This is a genomic window from Peribacillus simplex (assembly GCF_001578185.1).
GTDB lineage: Bacteria > Bacillota > Bacilli > Bacillales > DSM-1321 > Peribacillus > Peribacillus simplex_A.
Genome location: NZ_CP011008.1, coordinates 79,268 through 98,707 on the forward strand (window position 1 = coordinate 79,268; position 19,440 = coordinate 98,707).

Annotated in this window: 10 protein-coding genes, 9 tRNA genes and 6 rRNA genes; all 25 read left to right on the top strand. The window is 46.9% G+C overall.

What is annotated here, in order from left to right:
- Nucleotides 1–6 precede the first annotated feature (6 nt).
- The 25 genes from hslO to UP17_RS00525 all read left to right on the top strand — a co-directional run bounded on the left by hslO (nucleotide 7) and on the right by UP17_RS00525 (nucleotide 19,431).
- Entirely contained in the window at nucleotides 7–888 is an 882-nt protein-coding gene (gene hslO, locus UP17_RS00405) for an Hsp33 family molecular chaperone HslO (protein WP_061440346.1), read from the top strand.
- A 19-nt stretch (nucleotides 889–907) separates the two neighbouring features.
- The gene (locus UP17_RS00410) at nucleotides 908–1,804 is read left to right on the top strand and encodes a peptidyl-prolyl cis-trans isomerase (protein WP_061440347.1); all 897 of its coding nucleotides are present in this window, start codon (nucleotides 908–910) and stop codon (nucleotides 1,802–1,804) included.
- A gap of 127 nt (nucleotides 1,805–1,931) precedes the next feature.
- A complete protein-coding gene (gene cysK, locus UP17_RS00415) occupies nucleotides 1,932–2,858 on the top strand; it encodes a cysteine synthase A (protein WP_061440348.1) in 927 nt (308 codons plus the stop codon).
- A 161-nt stretch (nucleotides 2,859–3,019) separates the two neighbouring features.
- Nucleotides 3,020–3,856 carry a dihydropteroate synthase gene (folP, locus tag UP17_RS00420; RefSeq protein WP_061440349.1) on the top strand — a complete coding sequence of 279 codons (837 nt, stop codon included), beginning with the start codon at nucleotides 3,020–3,022 and terminating at the stop codon, nucleotides 3,854–3,856.
- Between the two features lies 1 nt (nucleotide 3,857).
- On the top strand, nucleotides 3,858–4,217 hold the full coding sequence (gene folB, locus UP17_RS00425) for a dihydroneopterin aldolase (RefSeq protein WP_061440350.1): 360 nt from the start codon (nucleotides 3,858–3,860) through the stop codon (nucleotides 4,215–4,217).
- Between the two features lie 2 nt (nucleotides 4,218–4,219).
- Nucleotides 4,220–4,747 carry a 2-amino-4-hydroxy-6-hydroxymethyldihydropteridine diphosphokinase gene (folK, locus tag UP17_RS00430; protein ID WP_061440351.1) on the top strand — a complete coding sequence of 176 codons (528 nt, stop codon included), beginning with the start codon at nucleotides 4,220–4,222 and terminating at the stop codon, nucleotides 4,745–4,747.
- Nucleotides 4,699–4,911: a helix-turn-helix domain-containing protein gene (locus tag UP17_RS00435; protein WP_061440352.1), complete on the top strand. Its 213-nt coding sequence runs from the start codon at nucleotides 4,699–4,701 to the stop codon at nucleotides 4,909–4,911. Before folK ends, UP17_RS00435 begins: the two co-directional genes overlap by 49 nt.
- Before the next feature lie 23 nt (nucleotides 4,912–4,934).
- On the top strand, nucleotides 4,935–5,933 hold the full coding sequence (gene dusB, locus UP17_RS00440; protein WP_061440353.1) for a tRNA dihydrouridine synthase DusB: 999 nt from the start codon (nucleotides 4,935–4,937) through the stop codon (nucleotides 5,931–5,933).
- A gap of 187 nt (nucleotides 5,934–6,120) precedes the next feature.
- Nucleotides 6,121–7,620 (top strand): lysine--tRNA ligase, encoded by a 1,500-nt coding sequence (lysS, locus tag UP17_RS00445; RefSeq protein WP_284149548.1) that lies wholly within the window; start codon nucleotides 6,121–6,123, stop codon nucleotides 7,618–7,620.
- Nucleotides 7,621–8,043: 423 nt separating this feature from the next.
- Nucleotides 8,044–9,594: ribosomal RNA gene (locus UP17_RS00450) — 16S ribosomal RNA — on the top strand.
- Nucleotides 9,595–9,770: 176 nt separating this feature from the next.
- Nucleotides 9,771–12,704, top strand: a 23S ribosomal RNA gene (locus UP17_RS00455).
- 64 nt (nucleotides 12,705–12,768) lie between these two features.
- Nucleotides 12,769–12,884: ribosomal RNA gene (gene rrf / locus UP17_RS00460) — 5S ribosomal RNA — on the top strand.
- 10 nt (nucleotides 12,885–12,894) lie between these two features.
- A tRNA-Val gene (locus tag UP17_RS00465) sits at nucleotides 12,895–12,970 on the top strand.
- Between the two features lie 10 nt (nucleotides 12,971–12,980).
- Nucleotides 12,981–13,056: transfer RNA gene (locus UP17_RS00470), tRNA-Thr, on the top strand.
- Nucleotides 13,057–13,098: 42 nt separating this feature from the next.
- A tRNA-Lys gene (locus UP17_RS00475) sits at nucleotides 13,099–13,174 on the top strand.
- Nucleotides 13,175–13,183: 9 nt separating this feature from the next.
- Nucleotides 13,184–13,265: transfer RNA gene (locus UP17_RS00480), tRNA-Leu, on the top strand.
- 5 nt (nucleotides 13,266–13,270) lie between these two features.
- A tRNA-Gly gene (locus UP17_RS00485) sits at nucleotides 13,271–13,345 on the top strand.
- Between the two features lie 12 nt (nucleotides 13,346–13,357).
- Nucleotides 13,358–13,446: transfer RNA gene (locus tag UP17_RS00490), tRNA-Leu, on the top strand.
- Between the two features lie 9 nt (nucleotides 13,447–13,455).
- Nucleotides 13,456–13,532: transfer RNA gene (locus tag UP17_RS00495), tRNA-Arg, on the top strand.
- 8 nt (nucleotides 13,533–13,540) lie between these two features.
- A tRNA-Pro gene (locus tag UP17_RS00500) sits at nucleotides 13,541–13,617 on the top strand.
- A 9-nt stretch (nucleotides 13,618–13,626) separates the two neighbouring features.
- Nucleotides 13,627–13,702: transfer RNA gene (locus UP17_RS00505), tRNA-Ala, on the top strand.
- 157 nt (nucleotides 13,703–13,859) lie between these two features.
- A 16S ribosomal RNA gene (locus tag UP17_RS00510) occupies nucleotides 13,860–15,410 on the top strand.
- Nucleotides 15,411–15,586: 176 nt separating this feature from the next.
- Nucleotides 15,587–18,520: ribosomal RNA gene (locus tag UP17_RS00515) — 23S ribosomal RNA — on the top strand.
- Nucleotides 18,521–18,584: 64 nt separating this feature from the next.
- Nucleotides 18,585–18,700 (top strand): 5S ribosomal RNA (gene rrf, locus UP17_RS00520).
- Together the 16S, 23S and 5S rRNA genes with 9 tRNA genes alongside form the textbook arrangement of a ribosomal RNA operon.
- 269 nt (nucleotides 18,701–18,969) lie before the next feature.
- Nucleotides 18,970–19,431, top strand: a complete 462-nt coding sequence (locus tag UP17_RS00525; protein ID WP_061440355.1) for a CtsR family transcriptional regulator — start codon at nucleotides 18,970–18,972, stop codon at nucleotides 19,429–19,431.
- The last annotated feature ends 9 nt before the right edge of the window (nucleotides 19,432–19,440 follow it).

A 19,440-nucleotide genomic window follows, 5' to 3' on the forward strand; every position in this document is an offset into this window, starting at 1 on the left:
TAACAAATGAAGGATTATCTAATAAAGGCGTTAGGCTATGAAGGACAGGTACGGGCATATGCTGTTTCAACAACTGATACCGTAGGAGAAGCTCAACGACGTCATTATACATGGCCTACTGCTTCCGCTGCCCTTGGGCGTGCAATGACGGCAGGTGTGATGATGGGCGGAATGTTAAAAGGTGAAGAAAAACTGACGATTAAAATCGAGGGCGGTGGCCCGATTGGATCCATCCTGGTCGACAGCAATGCGAAGGGAGAAGTCCGCGGATATGTGACTCACCCGCAAACCCATTTTGATTTGAATGAACAAGGAAAGCTGGATGTCAGGAAAGCGGTGGGGACAGACGGAGTGTTGACTGTAGTGAAAGATATTGGTCTCCGTGATCATTTTTCAGGTCAAGTACCGCTTGTATCGGGGGAATTAGGTGAAGATTTCACTTATTACTTCGCTACTTCCGAACAGGTGCCTTCTTCTGTAGGAGTGGGGGTCCTGGTGAATCCGGATAATTCGATACTTGCAGCAGGTGGATTTATCATTCAATTGATGCCAGGCACATCCGATGATACGATTTCCAAAATCGAGAGTCGTCTAAGCACAATAGCTCCTGTTTCTAAGATGATCCAGAAAGGTCTGACTCCTGAAGAAATCCTAACCGAGATTTTGGGTGAGGGCAATGTGAATATTTTAGAGAAAATGGATGTTGCATTTTCCTGTCAATGTTCAAGGGAAAGAATTGCCAATGCATTGATTAGCCTTGGACAAGATGAGATCCGGGATATTATTGAGACAGAGGGACAAGCGGAGGCACAATGCCATTTTTGTAATCAGACCTACCAATTCTCGAAGGAAGATCTCGAGGAACTAGAAGCAGAAACCAAAAAATAATTTACGGGGGATAAGGGTTTTGCCTAAACAAAAGCTTCGGGCGATTATTGCCGGCCTTGCATTGTTGAACCTGTTGACCATCATAATCTTTGTCATAAAACCGTTGATCATTTCAAAATCCGTCATTGGGCAGGAAACAGTCGCAAAGGTTGGTTCCAAGGATATTTCCCGGGAAGCATGGATTAATGAACTCGAAAAAAGGTATGGGGAAGATGTACTTGAGGAAATGGTCGATAAAGAGGTAGTGAAACAGGCAGCGGAAAAATACAAAGTGAAAACTTCGGATGAAGAGATCGATCGGGAACTTAAAATGATGAAAACAATGTATGGAACTGCCGGTCAGACTCTTAATAAAAGTACGGATCAATTGAGGCAGGAAATTCAGTCTAGTCTACTCCTTGAAAAGCTCCTCACAAAGGATGTTTCGGTTTCCGAAACGGCAATGCAGAATTACTATGATAATAATAAGGATATTTACCGAATCCCTACTACTTTCCATATTTCCCATATTACCTTGTCTACAAAAAAGCAGGCGGACCAAATCATACGTGAACTGGAGAAAGGTGTCTCCTTTAATGTCTTAGCGATGGAAAAATCCCTTGATGAATTCACTGCCAATCAGGGAGGCGACATGGGTTATATATCGCAGGATAATGAGCAAGTCTCCAAGGAATACATTACCGCTGCCGAGAAATTGAAGGCTAAAAAGTGGAGTGATCCAATACAAACGGAAGATGGTTGGGCCATTATCTATCTGCATGAAAAAATAGAGGGCAAGCAGTATAAATATGAAGAAGTTAAAGATAAGATTCACCGCCAAATAGCTCTTGAACAGATTCAGGCACCGGTCTCCGGGAAGATTTTCTGGGATGAATTTAATGTAGAATGGTTTTATGGATTGAAAGAACAAAAGTAGGTCAATGGATTGTGTGAAAATTTAGAATATAGTATATAATCATTGACAATGAACTATTAAAACTGGTAACTTTAATTAATAAAACCAATAAACATACTCGGTATTGAAATGATAAGGAGTGGAGAAAATGGCACGTATAGCTAATTCTGTAATCGATTTAATTGGACAAACACCTATTGTGAAGTTAAACAAGCTTCAAAATGAAAATAGTGCAGATATTTATTTGAAACTTGAGTATTTTAACCCAGGCAGTAGTGTAAAAGACCGTATCGCCCTTGCGATGATCGAAGCAGCAGAAAAAAACGGTAACCTTAAGCCAGGTGATACGATCATTGAACCTACAAGCGGAAATACCGGAATAGGACTAGCGATGGTAGCGGCAGCCAAAGGCTATAAATCAATCCTGGTCATGCCTGAGACAATGAGCCTGGAACGCCGTAACTTGCTTCGCGCTTATGGGGCAGAGTTAGTTCTTACACCTGGTCCAGAAGGAATGAAGGGAGCGATTGCTAAGGCAACTGAGCTGTCTAAAGAAAAAGGTTACTTTATTCCGCAGCAATTCGAGAATGAAGCCAACCCTGAAGTTCATCGTAACACTACTGGCCCTGAAATCGTTGAAGCCTTTGGTGATGAAGGTCTGGATGCATTCGTTGCCGGAATCGGTACTGGTGGAACCATTACTGGTGCTGGTGAAGTTCTGCGTGAAAAATATCCTGACATTAAAATTTACGCTGTTGAGCCTGCGGATTCTCCTGTATTATCCGGTGGGACCCCGGGGCCCCATAAAATCCAAGGAATCGGTGCAGGCTTCGTTCCAAGTATTTTAAATACAGATCTCTATGACGAAATCATTCAAGTCAATACAGAAGAATCGTTCGATTACGCCCGTAGAGCAGCAAAAGAGGAAGGGATTCTTGGCGGAATTTCTTCTGGAGGCGCAATTGCTGCGGCTATTAAAGTGGCTGAAAAACTGGGAAAAGGCAAAAAGGTCCTTGCTATCATACCAAGTAATGGTGAACGTTACTTGAGTACACCATTATATAACTTTGAGTGAGACCAGATACTAAATGAGAAGCAAAGTTCCTTATGGGCTTTGCTTTTCTTTTTGTAGAAAAGTCTGCGAAGTATTTCTAATCTTCACGGAGGGTTGCGCTATGCCTATGTAAATGGGTAAACTCGTATATATAGATTTCTTTAGGCGAAGGAGAACGTTGGATGTCATTAGCTGAAGTATCAAAAATAACATGCGGTTCATTTGATTTGGATTATAGCAAGAAAACCTTAATTATGGGGATTTTGAATGTTACGCCGGACTCCTTTTCGGATGGCGGGAAATATAATCGGGTAGATGCTGCTTTGAAGCATGCCGAACAGATGGTCAACGACGGAGCGGATATTTTGGACGTAGGCGGAGAGTCCACCCGTCCCAACTATGAGAGAATATCGGATGAGGAGGAGATTGAGAGAGTAGCCCCGATTATTGAGGCCGTTTCCCGTAATATTGAGATACCAATATCGGTCGATACGTATAAATCAAGAGTTGCGGAAGAGGCAGTAAAAGCAGGAGCCCATATATTAAATGATATTTGGGGAGGAAAAGCCGATTCCTTGATGGCGAAGGTTGCGGCGGAATATAAGGTGCCGATTATCTTGATGCATAACAGGGATAATATGGGTTATGGACATTTTGTTCGGGATGTACTTCAAGATTTATTCGAAAGCATCATGTTGGTAAAGGATGCGGGAGTCAAGGACGAAAACATCATTCTCGATCCAGGCATTGGATTTGCGAAAGATTTAAAGTTAAATTTGGAAATGATGAGGAATCTTGATAAGCTGGTATCATTAGGTTATCCTGTGCTGCTTGCGACATCAAGAAAGTCCATGATTGGACATGTTCTGGACCTGCCGCCTAGTGAGCGGATGGAAGGCACTGCCGCTACAATCTGCCACGGCATTCAGCAAGGCTGTCAAATGGTTCGCGTACATGATGTGAAGGAAATGGCACGGACTGCAAAGATGATGGATGTTCTTTTAGGAAAAGGTGAATGAAATGGATAAGATATATGTGAATAAAATGGAGTTTTACGGTTATCATGGAGTTTTTCCGGAAGAAACGAAGCTTGGTCAGCGGTTTAAAGTTGATTTAATCGTCCAGACTGATTTAGCCAATGCTGGGAAGAGTGACAACCTTGAAGACTCAATCAACTATGGCGAGTTATATGAAGTGTGTAAAAGTGTTGTTGAGGGAGAGCCTTTTAAGTTAGTGGAAGCTGTTGCTGAAAAAATTGCTTCTGAACTACTTAATAAATATTCTTCCATCGAGACATGCACCGTGAAGGTATATAAACCAGACCCTCCTATAGCGGGGCACTATGACTCGGTAGCTATAGAAATTGTAAGGGGACGCTGATTGTGGTAAATATTGCTTACCTTTCTATAGGATCGAACTTAGGGGATCGCCTTGATACTTTCCGAACGGCTTTCCAATTATTGTCTGAAAACCCGCATATCCAGTTGGCGGCCTGCTCTTCTTTATATGAAACAGACCCGATAGGATATGCCGACCAGGACTGTTTTTTAAATGCTGTCCTTAAAGTGAAAACCGATTTAGAACCTGAGGAATTACTTCACGCCTGTATGAAAATTGAAACCGAATTAGGGAGAAAAAGGGAAATTAGGTGGGGTCCCCGTACTTTAGACCTTGACATTTTGTTATATAATCATGAAAATATTGAGACAGAGATTCTTTCAGTCCCGCACCCTCGTATGCACGAGAGGGCTTTTGTTATCGTGCCTTTAATGGAAGTGGACCCTGATATTAGGCTTCCGCACATGCATGCACCTTTGAGCGACTTGCTTGAACAGATTCCGGATAAAGAAGGAGTTCGATTATGGAAGGTGAAAAATGGGGAAGGCGCATTCGCGCTTTTCGAAAGTTAAAGGGTTATACACAGGAAGGCTTTGCGAGAGAAATAGGCGTTTCCGTTTCCTTGTTGGGGGAAGTTGAAAGAGGGAACCGAAACCCTTCAGAGGCATTTTTACTGGAAGTGGCGGATATCCTTCATGTTTCCATTGAGGAGCTTCAACCTCCTGAGGATAAATGAAAGAATGTTATAGGAGGTCACACGTGTTAAAAATAGGCGATATAGAAATGAAAAATCCAGTAGTGCTAGCACCGATGGCCGGAGTCTGTAACTCGGCATTCCGCTTGACGGTCAAGGAATTTGGTGCTGGTCTAGTTTGTGCGGAGATGGTCAGTGACAAAGGAATCGTTCTTCAAAATGCCAAAACGCTGAATATGCTTTATATAGATGAAAGAGAAAAACCATTAAGTTTGCAAATCTTTGGCGGCGAAAAGAAATCCTTAGTCAAAGCTGCTCAATTCGTTGATAAGAATACAAATGCCGACATCATTGATATCAATATGGGCTGCCCTGTCCCGAAAATCACGAAATGTGATGCAGGGGCGAAATGGCTTCTAGACCCGAATAAAATTTATGAGATGGTTTCCGCGGTTGTTGATGCTGTCGAAAAGCCTGTAACCGTGAAAATGCGCATTGGCTGGGATGAAGAGCATGTGTTTGCGATTGAAAATGCTCAGGCAGTTGAACGCGCGGGTGGTAAAGCCGTTTCCATGCATGGGAGAACCCGGGTTCAAATGTATGAAGGAAAAGCTAACTGGGACATCATTCGTGAAGTGAAGAAATCGATTAATATCCCTCTTATAGGTAACGGTGATGTGGAAACTCCGCAGGATGCGGAAAGAATGCTTAAAGAAACGGGTGTTGACGGTGTCATGATTGGCCGTGCAGCACTAGGTAACCCATGGATGATTTACCGGACTGTAAAATATTTAGAAACGGGTCAACTGATGGATGAACCTACAGTTCGTGAAAAGATGGATGTTTGTGTACTTCATATGGATCGTCTGATTGCACTGAAAAACGAAAACGTCGCTGTCCGTGAAATGCGTAAGCATGCTTCTTGGTACCTAAAAGGTGTTAAAGGGAATGCCAAGGCACGTAAAGGGATTAACGATTGTGAAACAAGGGAAGATGTCGTGAGCCTTCTTTATGGAATGGTCGATGATATTGAAGCGAAGGAAATGAACATTCAAATGGTCTGATGTTGACTTCGCCTTCCTGTTTTCCTATAATACGCATATCTTAAACTGCCATTAAACCTGGCAGTTTTTATATATACATAAAGAAGTTTTTAAGATAAAAAGCTGTTGAATTCTCGTACTTTATGTAAGAATAAATACGTATGCAAAAGAATTTCTGATAAATTATATAAAGCTTTTATTAATAAAGATGGAGATGATTTTCGTGAGTCATGAAGAATTGAATGACCAACTGCAAGTGAGACGCGATAAAATGCAGGCCATGATTGATAATGGGCAAGACCCATTCGGGAGCAGATTCGAGCGCACACATAACACTCAAGAAATAGTTAGTGCTTATGGGGAATTAGAAAAAGAAGATCTTGAAGAAAAAGAAATTGAAGTTACGATCGCTGGCCGGGTAATGACTAAGCGTGGAAAAGGGAAAGCGGGATTTGCCCATATTCAGGATATTAGCGGCCAAATCCAAATCTACGTCCGTTTAGATAAAATAGGTGAAGATGCTTACCAAATTTTCAACCAAACGGATCTGGGCGATATCGTAGGGGTCACTGGTGTAATTTTCAAAACGAAAGTCGGGGAACTTTCCATTAAAGCTAAAGAATATGTGTTCCTTGCTAAAGCGCTTCGCCCATTACCTGATAAATTTCATGGTCTAAAGGATGTTGAAGAGCGTTATCGGAAACGTTATGTTGATTTAATTACAAATGAGGAAAGTAAAAACACGTTGATCATGCGCAGTCGTATTGTACAAGCCATGAGACGATATCTTGATGATCATGGATACCTTGAAGTAGAGACGCCTCTATTGCACTCTGTTGCTGGTGGAGCTGCTGCACGCCCTTTCCTTACTCATCATAATGCATTGGATATGTCTTTGAATTTAAGGATTGCCATCGAGCTTCATCTAAAACGCTTAATCGTTGGCGGATTAGAGAAAGTTTATGAAATAGGACGGGTTTTCAGGAATGAAGGAGTATCTACAAGACACAATCCGGAATTCACATTGATTGAATTATACGAGGCATATGCTGATTACCAAGATATCATGAGTTTAACCGAAAACCTGATTGCCCATATAGCACAAGAAGTTCTGGGGACGACTACCATTCAGTATGGGGAGTATGAAATAGAGTTAAAACCGGAATGGAAAAGACTTCACATGGTTGATGCTGTAAAAGAATATACAGGTGTGGACTTCTGGACTAAAATGAGTAAAGAAGAAGCCCAACAGCTTGCTAAAGATAACGGAATTGAAGTTAAGGAATCCATGGAATTTGGTCATATTGTAAATGAGTTCTTTGAACAGAGGGTTGAAGATAAGTTAATTCAACCTACATTCATTTATGGACATCCAGTGGAAATCTCTCCGTTAGCAAAGAAAAACCCGGAAGATTCCCGTTTTACCGATCGTTTTGAGTTATTCATTGTGGGTAGGGAGCATGCAAATGCCTTCACGGAACTTAATGACCCTATTGATCAACGTCAACGCTTTGAAGCACAATTAAAAGAACGAGAGCAAGGTAATGATGAGGCTCATGAAATGGATGAAGATTTCTTGGAGGCTTTAGAATACGGAATGCCGCCAACTGGCGGATTGGGAATTGGTGTTGACCGTTTGGTTATGCTATTGACCAATTCTCCTTCTATACGTGACGTGCTGTTATTCCCGTTAATGAGACACCGCTAATAATGTAAGGTAATTAATGATTGCAGGGCCGAATTCGGACGGCTGGGAATCAGGAGTGTATCTCATGATCCCGGTTAGTTCAATTCGGTTTTTGTTTTTTAATTATAATTTCATGTCTTTTAATTGATTGGATTCTAGGGTTGGAAAGAAAAACAACATTATCTCAAAAAAACTTTATAAAAGGTATTGCGCAGTTACCGTAATGGTGTTATATTTATATCTGTCGTTACGAACGAGTTGCAAACGGATTACAAACTTTAAAAAAAGTTTTAAAAAGTTGTTGACTCAGAGTAATGAAAATGTTATTATTAATAAGCTGTTCCGAAAGACATTGCTCTTTGAAAACTGAACAAAACAAAGCGCCAACGTTAAATTTTAAGTGAGCACACACTATCAAAAAAGCAAATGAGCAAGTCAAACATTTCTTCGGAGAGTTTGATCCTGGCTCAGGACGAACGCTGGCGGCGTGCCTAATACATGCAAGTCGAGCGAATCGATGGGAGCTTGCTCCCTGAGATTAGCGGCGGACGGGTGAGTAACACGTGGGCAACCTGCCTATAAGACTGGGATAACTTCGGGAAACCGGAGCTAATACCGGATACGTTCTTTTCTCGCATGAGAGAAGATGGAAAGACGGTTTACGCTGTCACTTATAGATGGGCCCGCGGCGCATTAGCTAGTTGGTGAGGTAATGGCTCACCAAGGCGACGATGCGTAGCCGACCTGAGAGGGTGATCGGCCACACTGGGACTGAGACACGGCCCAGACTCCTACGGGAGGCAGCAGTAGGGAATCTTCCGCAATGGACGAAAGTCTGACGGAGCAACGCCGCGTGAACGAAGAAGGCCTTCGGGTCGTAAAGTTCTGTTGTTAGGGAAGAACAAGTACCAGAGTAACTGCTGGTACCTTGACGGTACCTAACCAGAAAGCCACGGCTAACTACGTGCCAGCAGCCGCGGTAATACGTAGGTGGCAAGCGTTGTCCGGAATTATTGGGCGTAAAGCGCGCGCAGGTGGTTCCTTAAGTCTGATGTGAAAGCCCACGGCTCAACCGTGGAGGGTCATTGGAAACTGGGGAACTTGAGTGCAGAAGAGGAAAGTGGAATTCCAAGTGTAGCGGTGAAATGCGTAGAGATTTGGAGGAACACCAGTGGCGAAGGCGACTTTCTGGTCTGTAACTGACACTGAGGCGCGAAAGCGTGGGGAGCAAACAGGATTAGATACCCTGGTAGTCCACGCCGTAAACGATGAGTGCTAAGTGTTAGAGGGTTTCCGCCCTTTAGTGCTGCAGCTAACGCATTAAGCACTCCGCCTGGGGAGTACGGCCGCAAGGCTGAAACTCAAAGGAATTGACGGGGGCCCGCACAAGCGGTGGAGCATGTGGTTTAATTCGAAGCAACGCGAAGAACCTTACCAGGTCTTGACATCCTCTGACAACCCTAGAGATAGGGCTTTCCCCTTCGGGGGACAGAGTGACAGGTGGTGCATGGTTGTCGTCAGCTCGTGTCGTGAGATGTTGGGTTAAGTCCCGCAACGAGCGCAACCCTTGATCTTAGTTGCCAGCATTCAGTTGGGCACTCTAAGGTGACTGCCGGTGACAAACCGGAGGAAGGTGGGGATGACGTCAAATCATCATGCCCCTTATGACCTGGGCTACACACGTGCTACAATGGATGGTACAAAGGGCTGCAAACCTGCGAAGGTAAGCGAATCCCATAAAGCCATTCTCAGTTCGGATTGTAGGCTGCAACTCGCCTACATGAAGCCGGAATCGCTAGTAATCGCGGATCAGCATGCCGCGGTGAATACGTTCCCGGGCCTTGTACACACCGCCCGTCACACCACGAGAGTTTGTAACACCCGAAGTCGGTGAGGTAACCTTTATGGAGCCAGCCGCCTAAGGTGGGACAGATGATTGGGGTGAAGTCGTAACAAGGTAGCCGTATCGGAAGGTGCGGCTGGATCACCTCCTTTCTAAGGATAATTACGAGAGCGCTTTTGTTTTGTTCAGTTTTGAATGAGTAATTCATTCAGATACGAAAGATAAGCATCACGATGTGATGGACTCTTTCTACTTTGTTCCTTGAAAACTAGATAATAGATAGAAGGCAATTAATTTTTTTCAAAGCATCAGTAAGATCTTTTTTAACGGTTAAGTTAGAAAGGGCGCACGGTGGATGCCTTGGCACTAGGAGCCGATGAAGGACGGGACTAACACCGATATGCTTCGGGGAGCTGTAAGTAAGCTTTGATCCGGAGATTTCCGAATGGGGAAACCCACTGTTCGTAATGGAACAGTATCTTTACCTGAATACATAGGGTACTGAAGGCAGACCCGGGGAACTGAAACATCTAAGTACCCGGAGGAAGAGAAAGCAAATGCGATTTCCTGAGTAGCGGCGAGCGAAACGGAATTAGCCCAAACCAAGAGGCTTGCCTCTTGGGGTTGTAGGACACTCAACATGGAGTTACAAAGGAACGGGGTAAATGAAGTGATCTGGAAAGGTCCGTCAAAGAAGGTAAAAACCCTGTAGTTGAAACTTCGTTCCCTCCTGAGTGGATCCTGAGTACGGCGGGACACGAGAAATCCCGTCGGAAGCAGGGAGGACCATCTCCCAAGGCTAAATACTCCCTAGTGACCGATAGTGAACCAGTACCGTGAGGGAAAGGTGAAAAGCACCCCGGAAGGGGAGTGAAATAGATCCTGAAACCGTGTGCCTACAAGTAGTCAAAGCCCGTTAATGGGTAATGGCGTGCCTTTTGTAGAATGAACCGGCGAGTTACGATTTCATGCGAGGTTAAGTTGATAAGACGGAGCCGCAGCGAAAGCGAGTCTGAATAGGGCGAATGAGTATGAGGTCGTAGACCCGAAACCAGGTGATCTACCCATGTCCAGGGTGAAGTTCAGGTAACACTGAATGGAGGCCCGAACCCACGCACGTTGAAAAGTGCGGGGATGAGGTGTGGGTAGCGGAGAAATTCCAATCGAACCTGGAGATAGCTGGTTCTCTCCGAAATAGCTTTAGGGCTAGCCTCAAGATGAGAGTATTGGAGGTAGAGCACTGATTGGACTAGGGGCCCCCAACGGGTTACCGAATTCAGTCAAACTCCGAATGCCAAATACTTATTCTTGGGAGTCAGACTGCGAGTGATAAGATCCGTAGTCGAAAGGGAAACAGCCCAGACCACCAGCTAAGGTCCCAAAGTATACGTTAAGTGGAAAAGGATGTGGAGTTGCTTAGACAACCAGGATGTTGGCTCAGAAGCAGCCACCATTTAAAGAGTGCGTAATAGCTCACTGGTCGAGTGACTCCGCGCCGAAAATGTACCGGGGCTAAACGTATCACCGAAGCTGTGGATTGACACCATTTTGGTGTCGATGGTAGGAGAGCGTTCTAAGGGCGTTGAAGTCAGACCGGAAGGACTGGTGGAGCGCTTAGAAGTGAGAATGCCGGTATGAGTAGCGAAAGAAGGGTGAGAATCCCTTCCACCGAATGCCTAAGGTTTCCTGAGGAAGGCTCGTCCGCTCAGGGTTAGTCGGGACCTAAGCCGAGGCCGAAAGGCGTAGGCGATGGACAACAGGTTGATATTCCTGTACCACCTATACATCGTTTGAACGATGGGGGGACGCAGAAGGATAGGGTAAGCGCGCTGTTGGATATGCGCGTCCAAGCAGTTAGGCCGGAAACGAGGCAAATCCCGTTTCCATTAAGGCGGAGCTGTGATGGCGAGGGAAATATAGTACCGAAGTTCCTGATTCCACGCTGCCAAGAAAAGCCTCTAGTGAGATGTAAGGTGCCCGTACCGCAAACCGACACAGGTAGGCGAGGAGAGAATCCTAAGGTGTGCGAGAGAACTCTCGTTAAGGAACTCGGCAAAATGACCCCGTAACTTCGGGAGAAGGGGTGCTTTTTAGGGTGAATAGCCCGGAAAAGCCGCAGTGAATAGGCCCAGGCGACTGTTTAGCAAAAACACAGGTCTCTGCGAAGCCGCAAGGCGAAGTATAGGGGCTGACACCTGCCCGGTGCTGGAAGGTTAAGGGGAGAGGTTAGCGCAAGCGAAGCTTTGAACCGAAGCCCCAGTAAACGGCGGCCGTAACTATAACGGTCCTAAGGTAGCGAAATTCCTTGTCGGGTAAGTTCCGACCCGCACGAAAGGTGTAACGATCTGGGCACTGTCTCAACGAGAGACTCGGTGAAATTATAGTACCTGTGAAGATGCAGGTTACCCGCGACAGGACGGAAAGACCCCGTGGAGCTTTACTGCAGCCTGATATTGAATTTTGGTACAGCTTGTACAGGATAGGTAGGAGCCTGAGAAGCCGGAGCGCTAGCTTCGGTGGAGGCGTTGGTGGGATACTACCCTGGCTGTATTGAAATTCTAACCCGCGCCCCTTATCGGGGTGGGAGACAGTGTCAGGTGGGCAGTTTGACTGGGGCGGTCGCCTCCTAAAGAGTAACGGAGGCGCCCAAAGGTTCCCTCAGAATGGTTGGAAATCATTCGTAGAGTGTAAAGGCACAAGGGAGCTTGACTGCGAGACCTACAAGTCGAGCAGGGACGAAAGTCGGGCTTAGTGATCCGGTGGTTCCGCATGGAAGGGCCATCGCTCAACGGATAAAAGCTACCCCGGGGATAACAGGCTTATCTCCCCCAAGAGTCCACATCGACGGGGAGGTTTGGCACCTCGATGTCGGCTCATCGCATCCTGGGGCTGTAGTCGGTCCCAAGGGTTGGGCTGTTCGCCCATTAAAGCGGTACGCGAGCTGGGTTCAGAACGTCGTGAGACAGTTCGGTCCCTATCCGTCGCGGGCGCAGGAAATTTGAGAGGAGCTGTCCTTAGTACGAGAGGACCGGGATGGACGCACCGCTGGTGTACCAGTTGTCTTGCCAAAGGCATAGCTGGGTAGCTACGTGCGGACGGGATAAGTGCTGAAAGCATCTAAGCATGAAGCCCCCCTCAAGATGAGATTTCCCATGGCGCAAGCTAGTAAGATCCCTGAAAGATGATCAGGTTGATAGGTCAGAGGTGGAAGCGTGGCGACATGTGGAGCTGACTGATACTAATAGATCGAGGACTTAACCAACGCTTTTTAAAAAATGAAATACCTTCTTATTATCTAGTTTTGAAGGAACAACGTTCCTGATATGTTTGGTGGCGATAGCGAAGAGGTCACACCCGTTCCCATTCCGAACACGGCAGTTAAGCTCTTCAGCGCCGATGGTAGTTGGGGGTTTCCCCCTGTGAGAGTAGGACGCCGCCAAGCAGTTATATATGGAGGATTAGCTCAGCTGGGAGAGCATCTGCCTTACAAGCAGAGGGTCGGCGGTTCGATCCCGTCATCCTCCACCATTTTACACCTGCCGGTGTAGCTCAACTGGTAGAGCAACTGACTTGTAATCAGTAGGTTGGGGGTTCAAGTCCTCTTGCCGGCACCATCTTCATAAAAGCTTAATATAGCATATATAAATAGTTTATATGAGCCATTAGCTCAGTTGGTAGAGCATCTGACTTTTAATCAGAGGGTCGAAGGTTCGAATCCTTCATGGCTCACCATTTTATTGTGCGGGTGTGGCGGAATTGGCAGACGCACCAGACTTAGGATCTGGCGCCGCAAGGCGTGGGGGTTCAAGTCCCTTCACCCGCATGTTCGCGGAAGTAGTTCAGTGGTAGAATACAACCTTGCCAAGGTTGGGGTCGCGGGTTCGAATCCCGTCTTCCGCTCCACTATTTATTTATGCCGGGGTGGCGGAACTGGCAGACGCACAGGACTTAAAATCCTGCGGTAGGTGACTACCGTACCGGTTCGATTCCGGTCCTCGGCACCATCTTAATATGCGCCCGTAGCTCAATTGGATAGAGCATCTGACTACGAATCAGAAGGTTGTAGGTTCGACTCCCGCCGGGCGCACCATATTTTTTCGGGAAGTAGCTCAGCTTGGTAGAGCACTTGGTTTGGGACCAAGGGGTCGCAGGTTCGAATCCTGTCTTCCCGACCATTATTTTTTGGGGCCTTAGCTCAGCTGGGAGAGCGCCTGCCTTGCACGCAGGAGGTCAGCGGTTCGATCCCGCTAGGCTCCACCAAAAAAACTTGACAAGCCGATTTGGCTTTGATATGATAAGAAAGTTGATTCTTTATAAGAGTCAAATTGCTCTTTGAAAACTGAACAAAACAAAGCGCCAACGTTAAATTTTAAGTGAGCACACACTATCAAAAAAGCAAATGAGCAAGTCAAACATTTCTTCGGAGAGTTTGATCCTGGCTCAGGACGAACGCTGGCGGCGTGCCTAATACATGCAAGTCGAGCGAATCGATGGGAGCTTGCTCCCTGAGATTAGCGGCGGACGGGTGAGTAACACGTGGGCAACCTGCCTATAAGACTGGGATAACTTCGGGAAACCGGAGCTAATACCGGATACGTTCTTTTCTCGCATGAGAGAAGATGGAAAGACGGTTTACGCTGTCACTTATAGATGGGCCCGCGGCGCATTAGCTAGTTGGTGAGGTAATGGCTCACCAAGGCGACGATGCGTAGCCGACCTGAGAGGGTGATCGGCCACACTGGGACTGAGACACGGCCCAGACTCCTACGGGAGGCAGCAGTAGGGAATCTTCCGCAATGGACGAAAGTCTGACGGAGCAACGCCGCGTGAACGAAGAAGGCCTTCGGGTCGTAAAGTTCTGTTGTTAGGGAAGAACAAGTACCAGAGTAACTGCTGGTACCTTGACGGTACCTAACCAGAAAGCCACGGCTAACTACGTGCCAGCAGCCGCGGTAATACGTAGGTGGCAAGCGTTGTCCGGAATTATTGGGCGTAAAGCGCGCGCAGGTGGTTCCTTAAGTCTGATGTGAAAGCCCACGGCTCAACCGTGGAGGGTCATTGGAAACTGGGGAACTTGAGTGCAGAAGAGGAAAGTGGAATTCCAAGTGTAGCGGTGAAATGCGTAGAGATTTGGAGGAACACCAGTGGCGAAGGCGACTTTCTGGTCTGTAACTGACACTGAGGCGCGAAAGCGTGGGGAGCAAACAGGATTAGATACCCTGGTAGTCCACGCCGTAAACGATGAGTGCTAAGTGTTAGAGGGTTTCCGCCCTTTAGTGCTGCAGCTAACGCATTAAGCACTCCGCCTGGGGAGTACGGCCGCAAGGCTGAAACTCAAAGGAATTGACGGGGGCCCGCACAAGCGGTGGAGCATGTGGTTTAATTCGAAGCAACGCGAAGAACCTTACCAGGTCTTGACATCCTCTGACAACCCTAGAGATAGGGCTTTCCCCTTCGGGGGACAGAGTGACAGGTGGTGCATGGTTGTCGTCAGCTCGTGTCGTGAGATGTTGGGTTAAGTCCCGCAACGAGCGCAACCCTTGATCTTAGTTGCCAGCATTCAGTTGGGCACTCTAAGGTGACTGCCGGTGACAAACCGGAGGAAGGTGGGGATGACGTCAAATCATCATGCCCCTTATGACCTGGGCTACACACGTGCTACAATGGATGGTACAAAGGGCTGCAAACCTGCGAAGGTAAGCGAATCCCATAAAGCCATTCTCAGTTCGGATTGTAGGCTGCAACTCGCCTACATGAAGCCGGAATCGCTAGTAATCGCGGATCAGCATGCCGCGGTGAATACGTTCCCGGGCCTTGTACACACCGCCCGTCACACCACGAGAGTTTGTAACACCCGAAGTCGGTGAGGTAACCTTTATGGAGCCAGCCGCCTAAGGTGGGACAGATGATTGGGGTGAAGTCGTAACAAGGTAGCCGTATCGGAAGGTGCGGCTGGATCACCTCCTTTCTAAGGATAATTACGAGAGCGCTTTTGTTTTGTTCAGTTTTGAATGAGTAATTCATTCAGATACGAAAGATAAGCATCACGATGTGATGGACTCTTTCTACTTTGTTCCTTGAAAACTAGATAATAGATAGAAGGCAATTAATTTTTTTCAAAGCATCAGTAAGATCTTTTTTAACGGTTAAGTTAGAAAGGGCGCACGGTGGATGCCTTGGCACTAGGAGCCGATGAAGGACGGGACTAACACCGATATGCTTCGGGGAGCTGTAAGTAAGCTTTGATCCGGAGATTTCCGAATGGGGAAACCCACTGTTCGTAATGGAACAGTATCTTTACCTGAATACATAGGGTACTGAAGGCAGACCCGGGGAACTGAAACATCTAAGTACCCGGAGGAAGAGAAAGCAAATGCGATTTCCTGAGTAGCGGCGAGCGAAACGGAATTAGCCCAAACCAAGAGGCTTGCCTCTTGGGGTTGTAGGACACTCAACATGGAGTTACAAAGGAACGGGGTAAATGAAGTGATCTGGAAAGGTCCGTCAAAGAAGGTAAAAACCCTGTAGTTGAAACTTCGTTCCCTCCTGAGTGGATCCTGAGTACGGCGGGACACGAGAAATCCCGTCGGAAGCAGGGAGGACCATCTCCCAAGGCTAAATACTCCCTAGTGACCGATAGTGAACCAGTACCGTGAGGGAAAGGTGAAAAGCACCCCGGAAGGGGAGTGAAATAGATCCTGAAACCGTGTGCCTACAAGTAGTCAAAGCCCGTTAATGGGTAATGGCGTGCCTTTTGTAGAATGAACCGGCGAGTTACGATTTCATGCGAGGTTAAGTTGATAAGACGGAGCCGCAGCGAAAGCGAGTCTGAATAGGGCGAATGAGTATGAGGTCGTAGACCCGAAACCAGGTGATCTACCCATGTCCAGGGTGAAGTTCAGGTAACACTGAATGGAGGCCCGAACCCACGCACGTTGAAAAGTGCGGGGATGAGGTGTGGGTAGCGGAGAAATTCCAATCGAACCTGGAGATAGCTGGTTCTCTCCGAAATAGCTTTAGGGCTAGCCTCAAGATGAGAGTATTGGAGGTAGAGCACTGATTGGACTAGGGGCCCCCAACGGGTTACCGAATTCAGTCAAACTCCGAATGCCAAATACTTATTCTTGGGAGTCAGACTGCGAGTGATAAGATCCGTAGTCGAAAGGGAAACAGCCCAGACCACCAGCTAAGGTCCCAAAGTATACGTTAAGTGGAAAAGGATGTGGAGTTGCTTAGACAACCAGGATGTTGGCTCAGAAGCAGCCACCATTTAAAGAGTGCGTAATAGCTCACTGGTCGAGTGACTCCGCGCCGAAAATGTACCGGGGCTAAACGTATCACCGAAGCTGTGGATTGACACCATTTTGGTGTCGATGGTAGGAGAGCGTTCTAAGGGCGTTGAAGTCAGACCGGAAGGACTGGTGGAGCGCTTAGAAGTGAGAATGCCGGTATGAGTAGCGAAAGAAGGGTGAGAATCCCTTCCACCGAATGCCTAAGGTTTCCTGAGGAAGGCTCGTCCGCTCAGGGTTAGTCGGGACCTAAGCCGAGGCCGAAAGGCGTAGGCGATGGACAACAGGTTGATATTCCTGTACCACCTATACATCGTTTGAACGATGGGGGGACGCAGAAGGATAGGGTAAGCGCGCTGTTGGATATGCGCGTCCAAGCAGTTAGGCCGGAAACGAGGCAAATCCCGTTTCCATTAAGGCGGAGCTGTGATGGCGAGGGAAATATAGTACCGAAGTTCCTGATTCCACGCTGCCAAGAAAAGCCTCTAGTGAGATGTAAGGTGCCCGTACCGCAAACCGACACAGGTAGGCGAGGAGAGAATCCTAAGGTGTGCGAGAGAACTCTCGTTAAGGAACTCGGCAAAATGACCCCGTAACTTCGGGAGAAGGGGTGCTTTTTAGGGTGAATAGCCCGGAAAAGCCGCAGTGAATAGGCCCAGGCGACTGTTTAGCAAAAACACAGGTCTCTGCGAAGCCGCAAGGCGAAGTATAGGGGCTGACACCTGCCCGGTGCTGGAAGGTTAAGGGGAGAGGTTAGCGCAAGCGAAGCTTTGAACCGAAGCCCCAGTAAACGGCGGCCGTAACTATAACGGTCCTAAGGTAGCGAAATTCCTTGTCGGGTAAGTTCCGACCCGCACGAAAGGTGTAACGATCTGGGCACTGTCTCAACGAGAGACTCGGTGAAATTATAGTACCTGTGAAGATGCAGGTTACCCGCGACAGGACGGAAAGACCCCGTGGAGCTTTACTGCAGCCTGATATTGAATTTTGGTACAGCTTGTACAGGATAGGTAGGAGCCTGAGAAGCCGGAGCGCTAGCTTCGGTGGAGGCGTTGGTGGGATACTACCCTGGCTGTATTGAAATTCTAACCCGCGCCCCTTATCGGGGTGGGAGACAGTGTCAGGTGGGCAGTTTGACTGGGGCGGTCGCCTCCTAAAGAGTAACGGAGGCGCCCAAAGGTTCCCTCAGAATGGTTGGAAATCATTCGTAGAGTGTAAAGGCACAAGGGAGCTTGACTGCGAGACCTACAAGTCGAGCAGGGACGAAAGTCGGGCTTAGTGATCCGGTGGTTCCGCATGGAAGGGCCATCGCTCAACGGATAAAAGCTACCCCGGGGATAACAGGCTTATCTCCCCCAAGAGTCCACATCGACGGGGAGGTTTGGCACCTCGATGTCGGCTCATCGCATCCTGGGGCTGTAGTCGGTCCCAAGGGTTGGGCTGTTCGCCCATTAAAGCGGTACGCGAGCTGGGTTCAGAACGTCGTGAGACAGTTCGGTCCCTATCCGTCGCGGGCGCAGGAAATTTGAGAGGAGCTGTCCTTAGTACGAGAGGACCGGGATGGACGCACCGCTGGTGTACCAGTTGTCTTGCCAAAGGCATAGCTGGGTAGCTACGTGCGGACGGGATAAGTGCTGAAAGCATCTAAGCATGAAGCCCCCCTCAAGATGAGATTTCCCATGGCGCAAGCTAGTAAGATCCCTGAAAGATGATCAGGTTGATAGGTCAGAGGTGGAAGCGTGGCGACATGTGGAGCTGACTGATACTAATAGATCGAGGACTTAACCAACGCTTTTTAAAAAATGAAATACCTTCTTATTATCTAGTTTTGAAGGAACAACGTTCCTGATATGTTTGGTGGCGATAGCGAAGAGGTCACACCCGTTCCCATTCCGAACACGGCAGTTAAGCTCTTCAGCGCCGATGGTAGTTGGGGGTTTCCCCCTGTGAGAGTAGGACGCCGCCAAGCCATTTAAAAGATCAGCCATTCGGCTGGTCTTTTTTGATATTCTGATTAGTGAAGAAGTCTTAAAGGTAAGAAAAAATTGCAGGTTTTGCATTTATCTTTTAGGGTATTTATGTAAGATATTTTAACTTTAATGTTCAATGAGGTATGTAACTACATATAATTTGGAGAAAATGGATATTACAGAAAGAAAGTGCGTTTAAGTTGCAAAATGCATTTTTCCTTGTATAATAATAGTCAAATATAGTCAAAGTCAGATTGGAGGAGGCTGAGTGAGAAACATATCTGATGTTATCGAAACTTATTTGAAGCAAGTACTGGAAATAAGTCAAAAAGATATCTTAGAGATTAAAAGAAGTGAAATAGCAGATAAATTTCAGTGTGTTCCTTCTCAAATCAATTACGTAATCAATACCAGGTTTACAATCGAGAGAGGTTATGTTGTAGAGAGTAAGCGTGGAGGCGGTGGTTATATACGCATCATGAAAGTGGAATCGCAGGATTCCGTGCAACTTATTAACCAATTATTATCGCTTATTGGTTCTAGGGTAACCCAATCAATGGCTGAAGGAGTAATTTCCCGGCTGATGAATGAGGAAGTCATCAATGAAAGAGAAGCAAAGATTATGATGAGCGTCATAGATAGATCTGTGATTTATATCGACCTACCTGACCGCGATGAGCTTAGGTCAAGAATTTTAACTGCGATGCTTACGACTTTAAAATATAAATGAAACTGGCAG

Bases quoted from the DNA above. Each gene is read 5' to 3' on its own strand.
- hslO (WP_061440346.1), top strand. From the start codon at position 7: ATGAAGGATTATCTAATAAAGGCGTTAGGCTATGAAGGACAGGTACGG.
- cysK (WP_061440348.1), top strand. From the start codon at position 1,932: ATGGCACGTATAGCTAATTCTGTAATCGATTTAATTGGACAAACACCT.
- folP (WP_061440349.1), top strand. From the start codon at position 3,020: ATGTCATTAGCTGAAGTATCAAAAATAACATGCGGTTCATTTGATTTG.
- folB (WP_061440350.1), top strand. From the start codon at position 3,858: ATGGATAAGATATATGTGAATAAAATGGAGTTTTACGGTTATCATGGA.
- UP17_RS00435 (WP_061440352.1), top strand. From the start codon at position 4,699: ATGGAAGGTGAAAAATGGGGAAGGCGCATTCGCGCTTTTCGAAAGTTA.
- lysS (WP_284149548.1), top strand. From the start codon at position 6,121: ATGGAGATGATTTTCGTGAGTCATGAAGAATTGAATGACCAACTGCAA.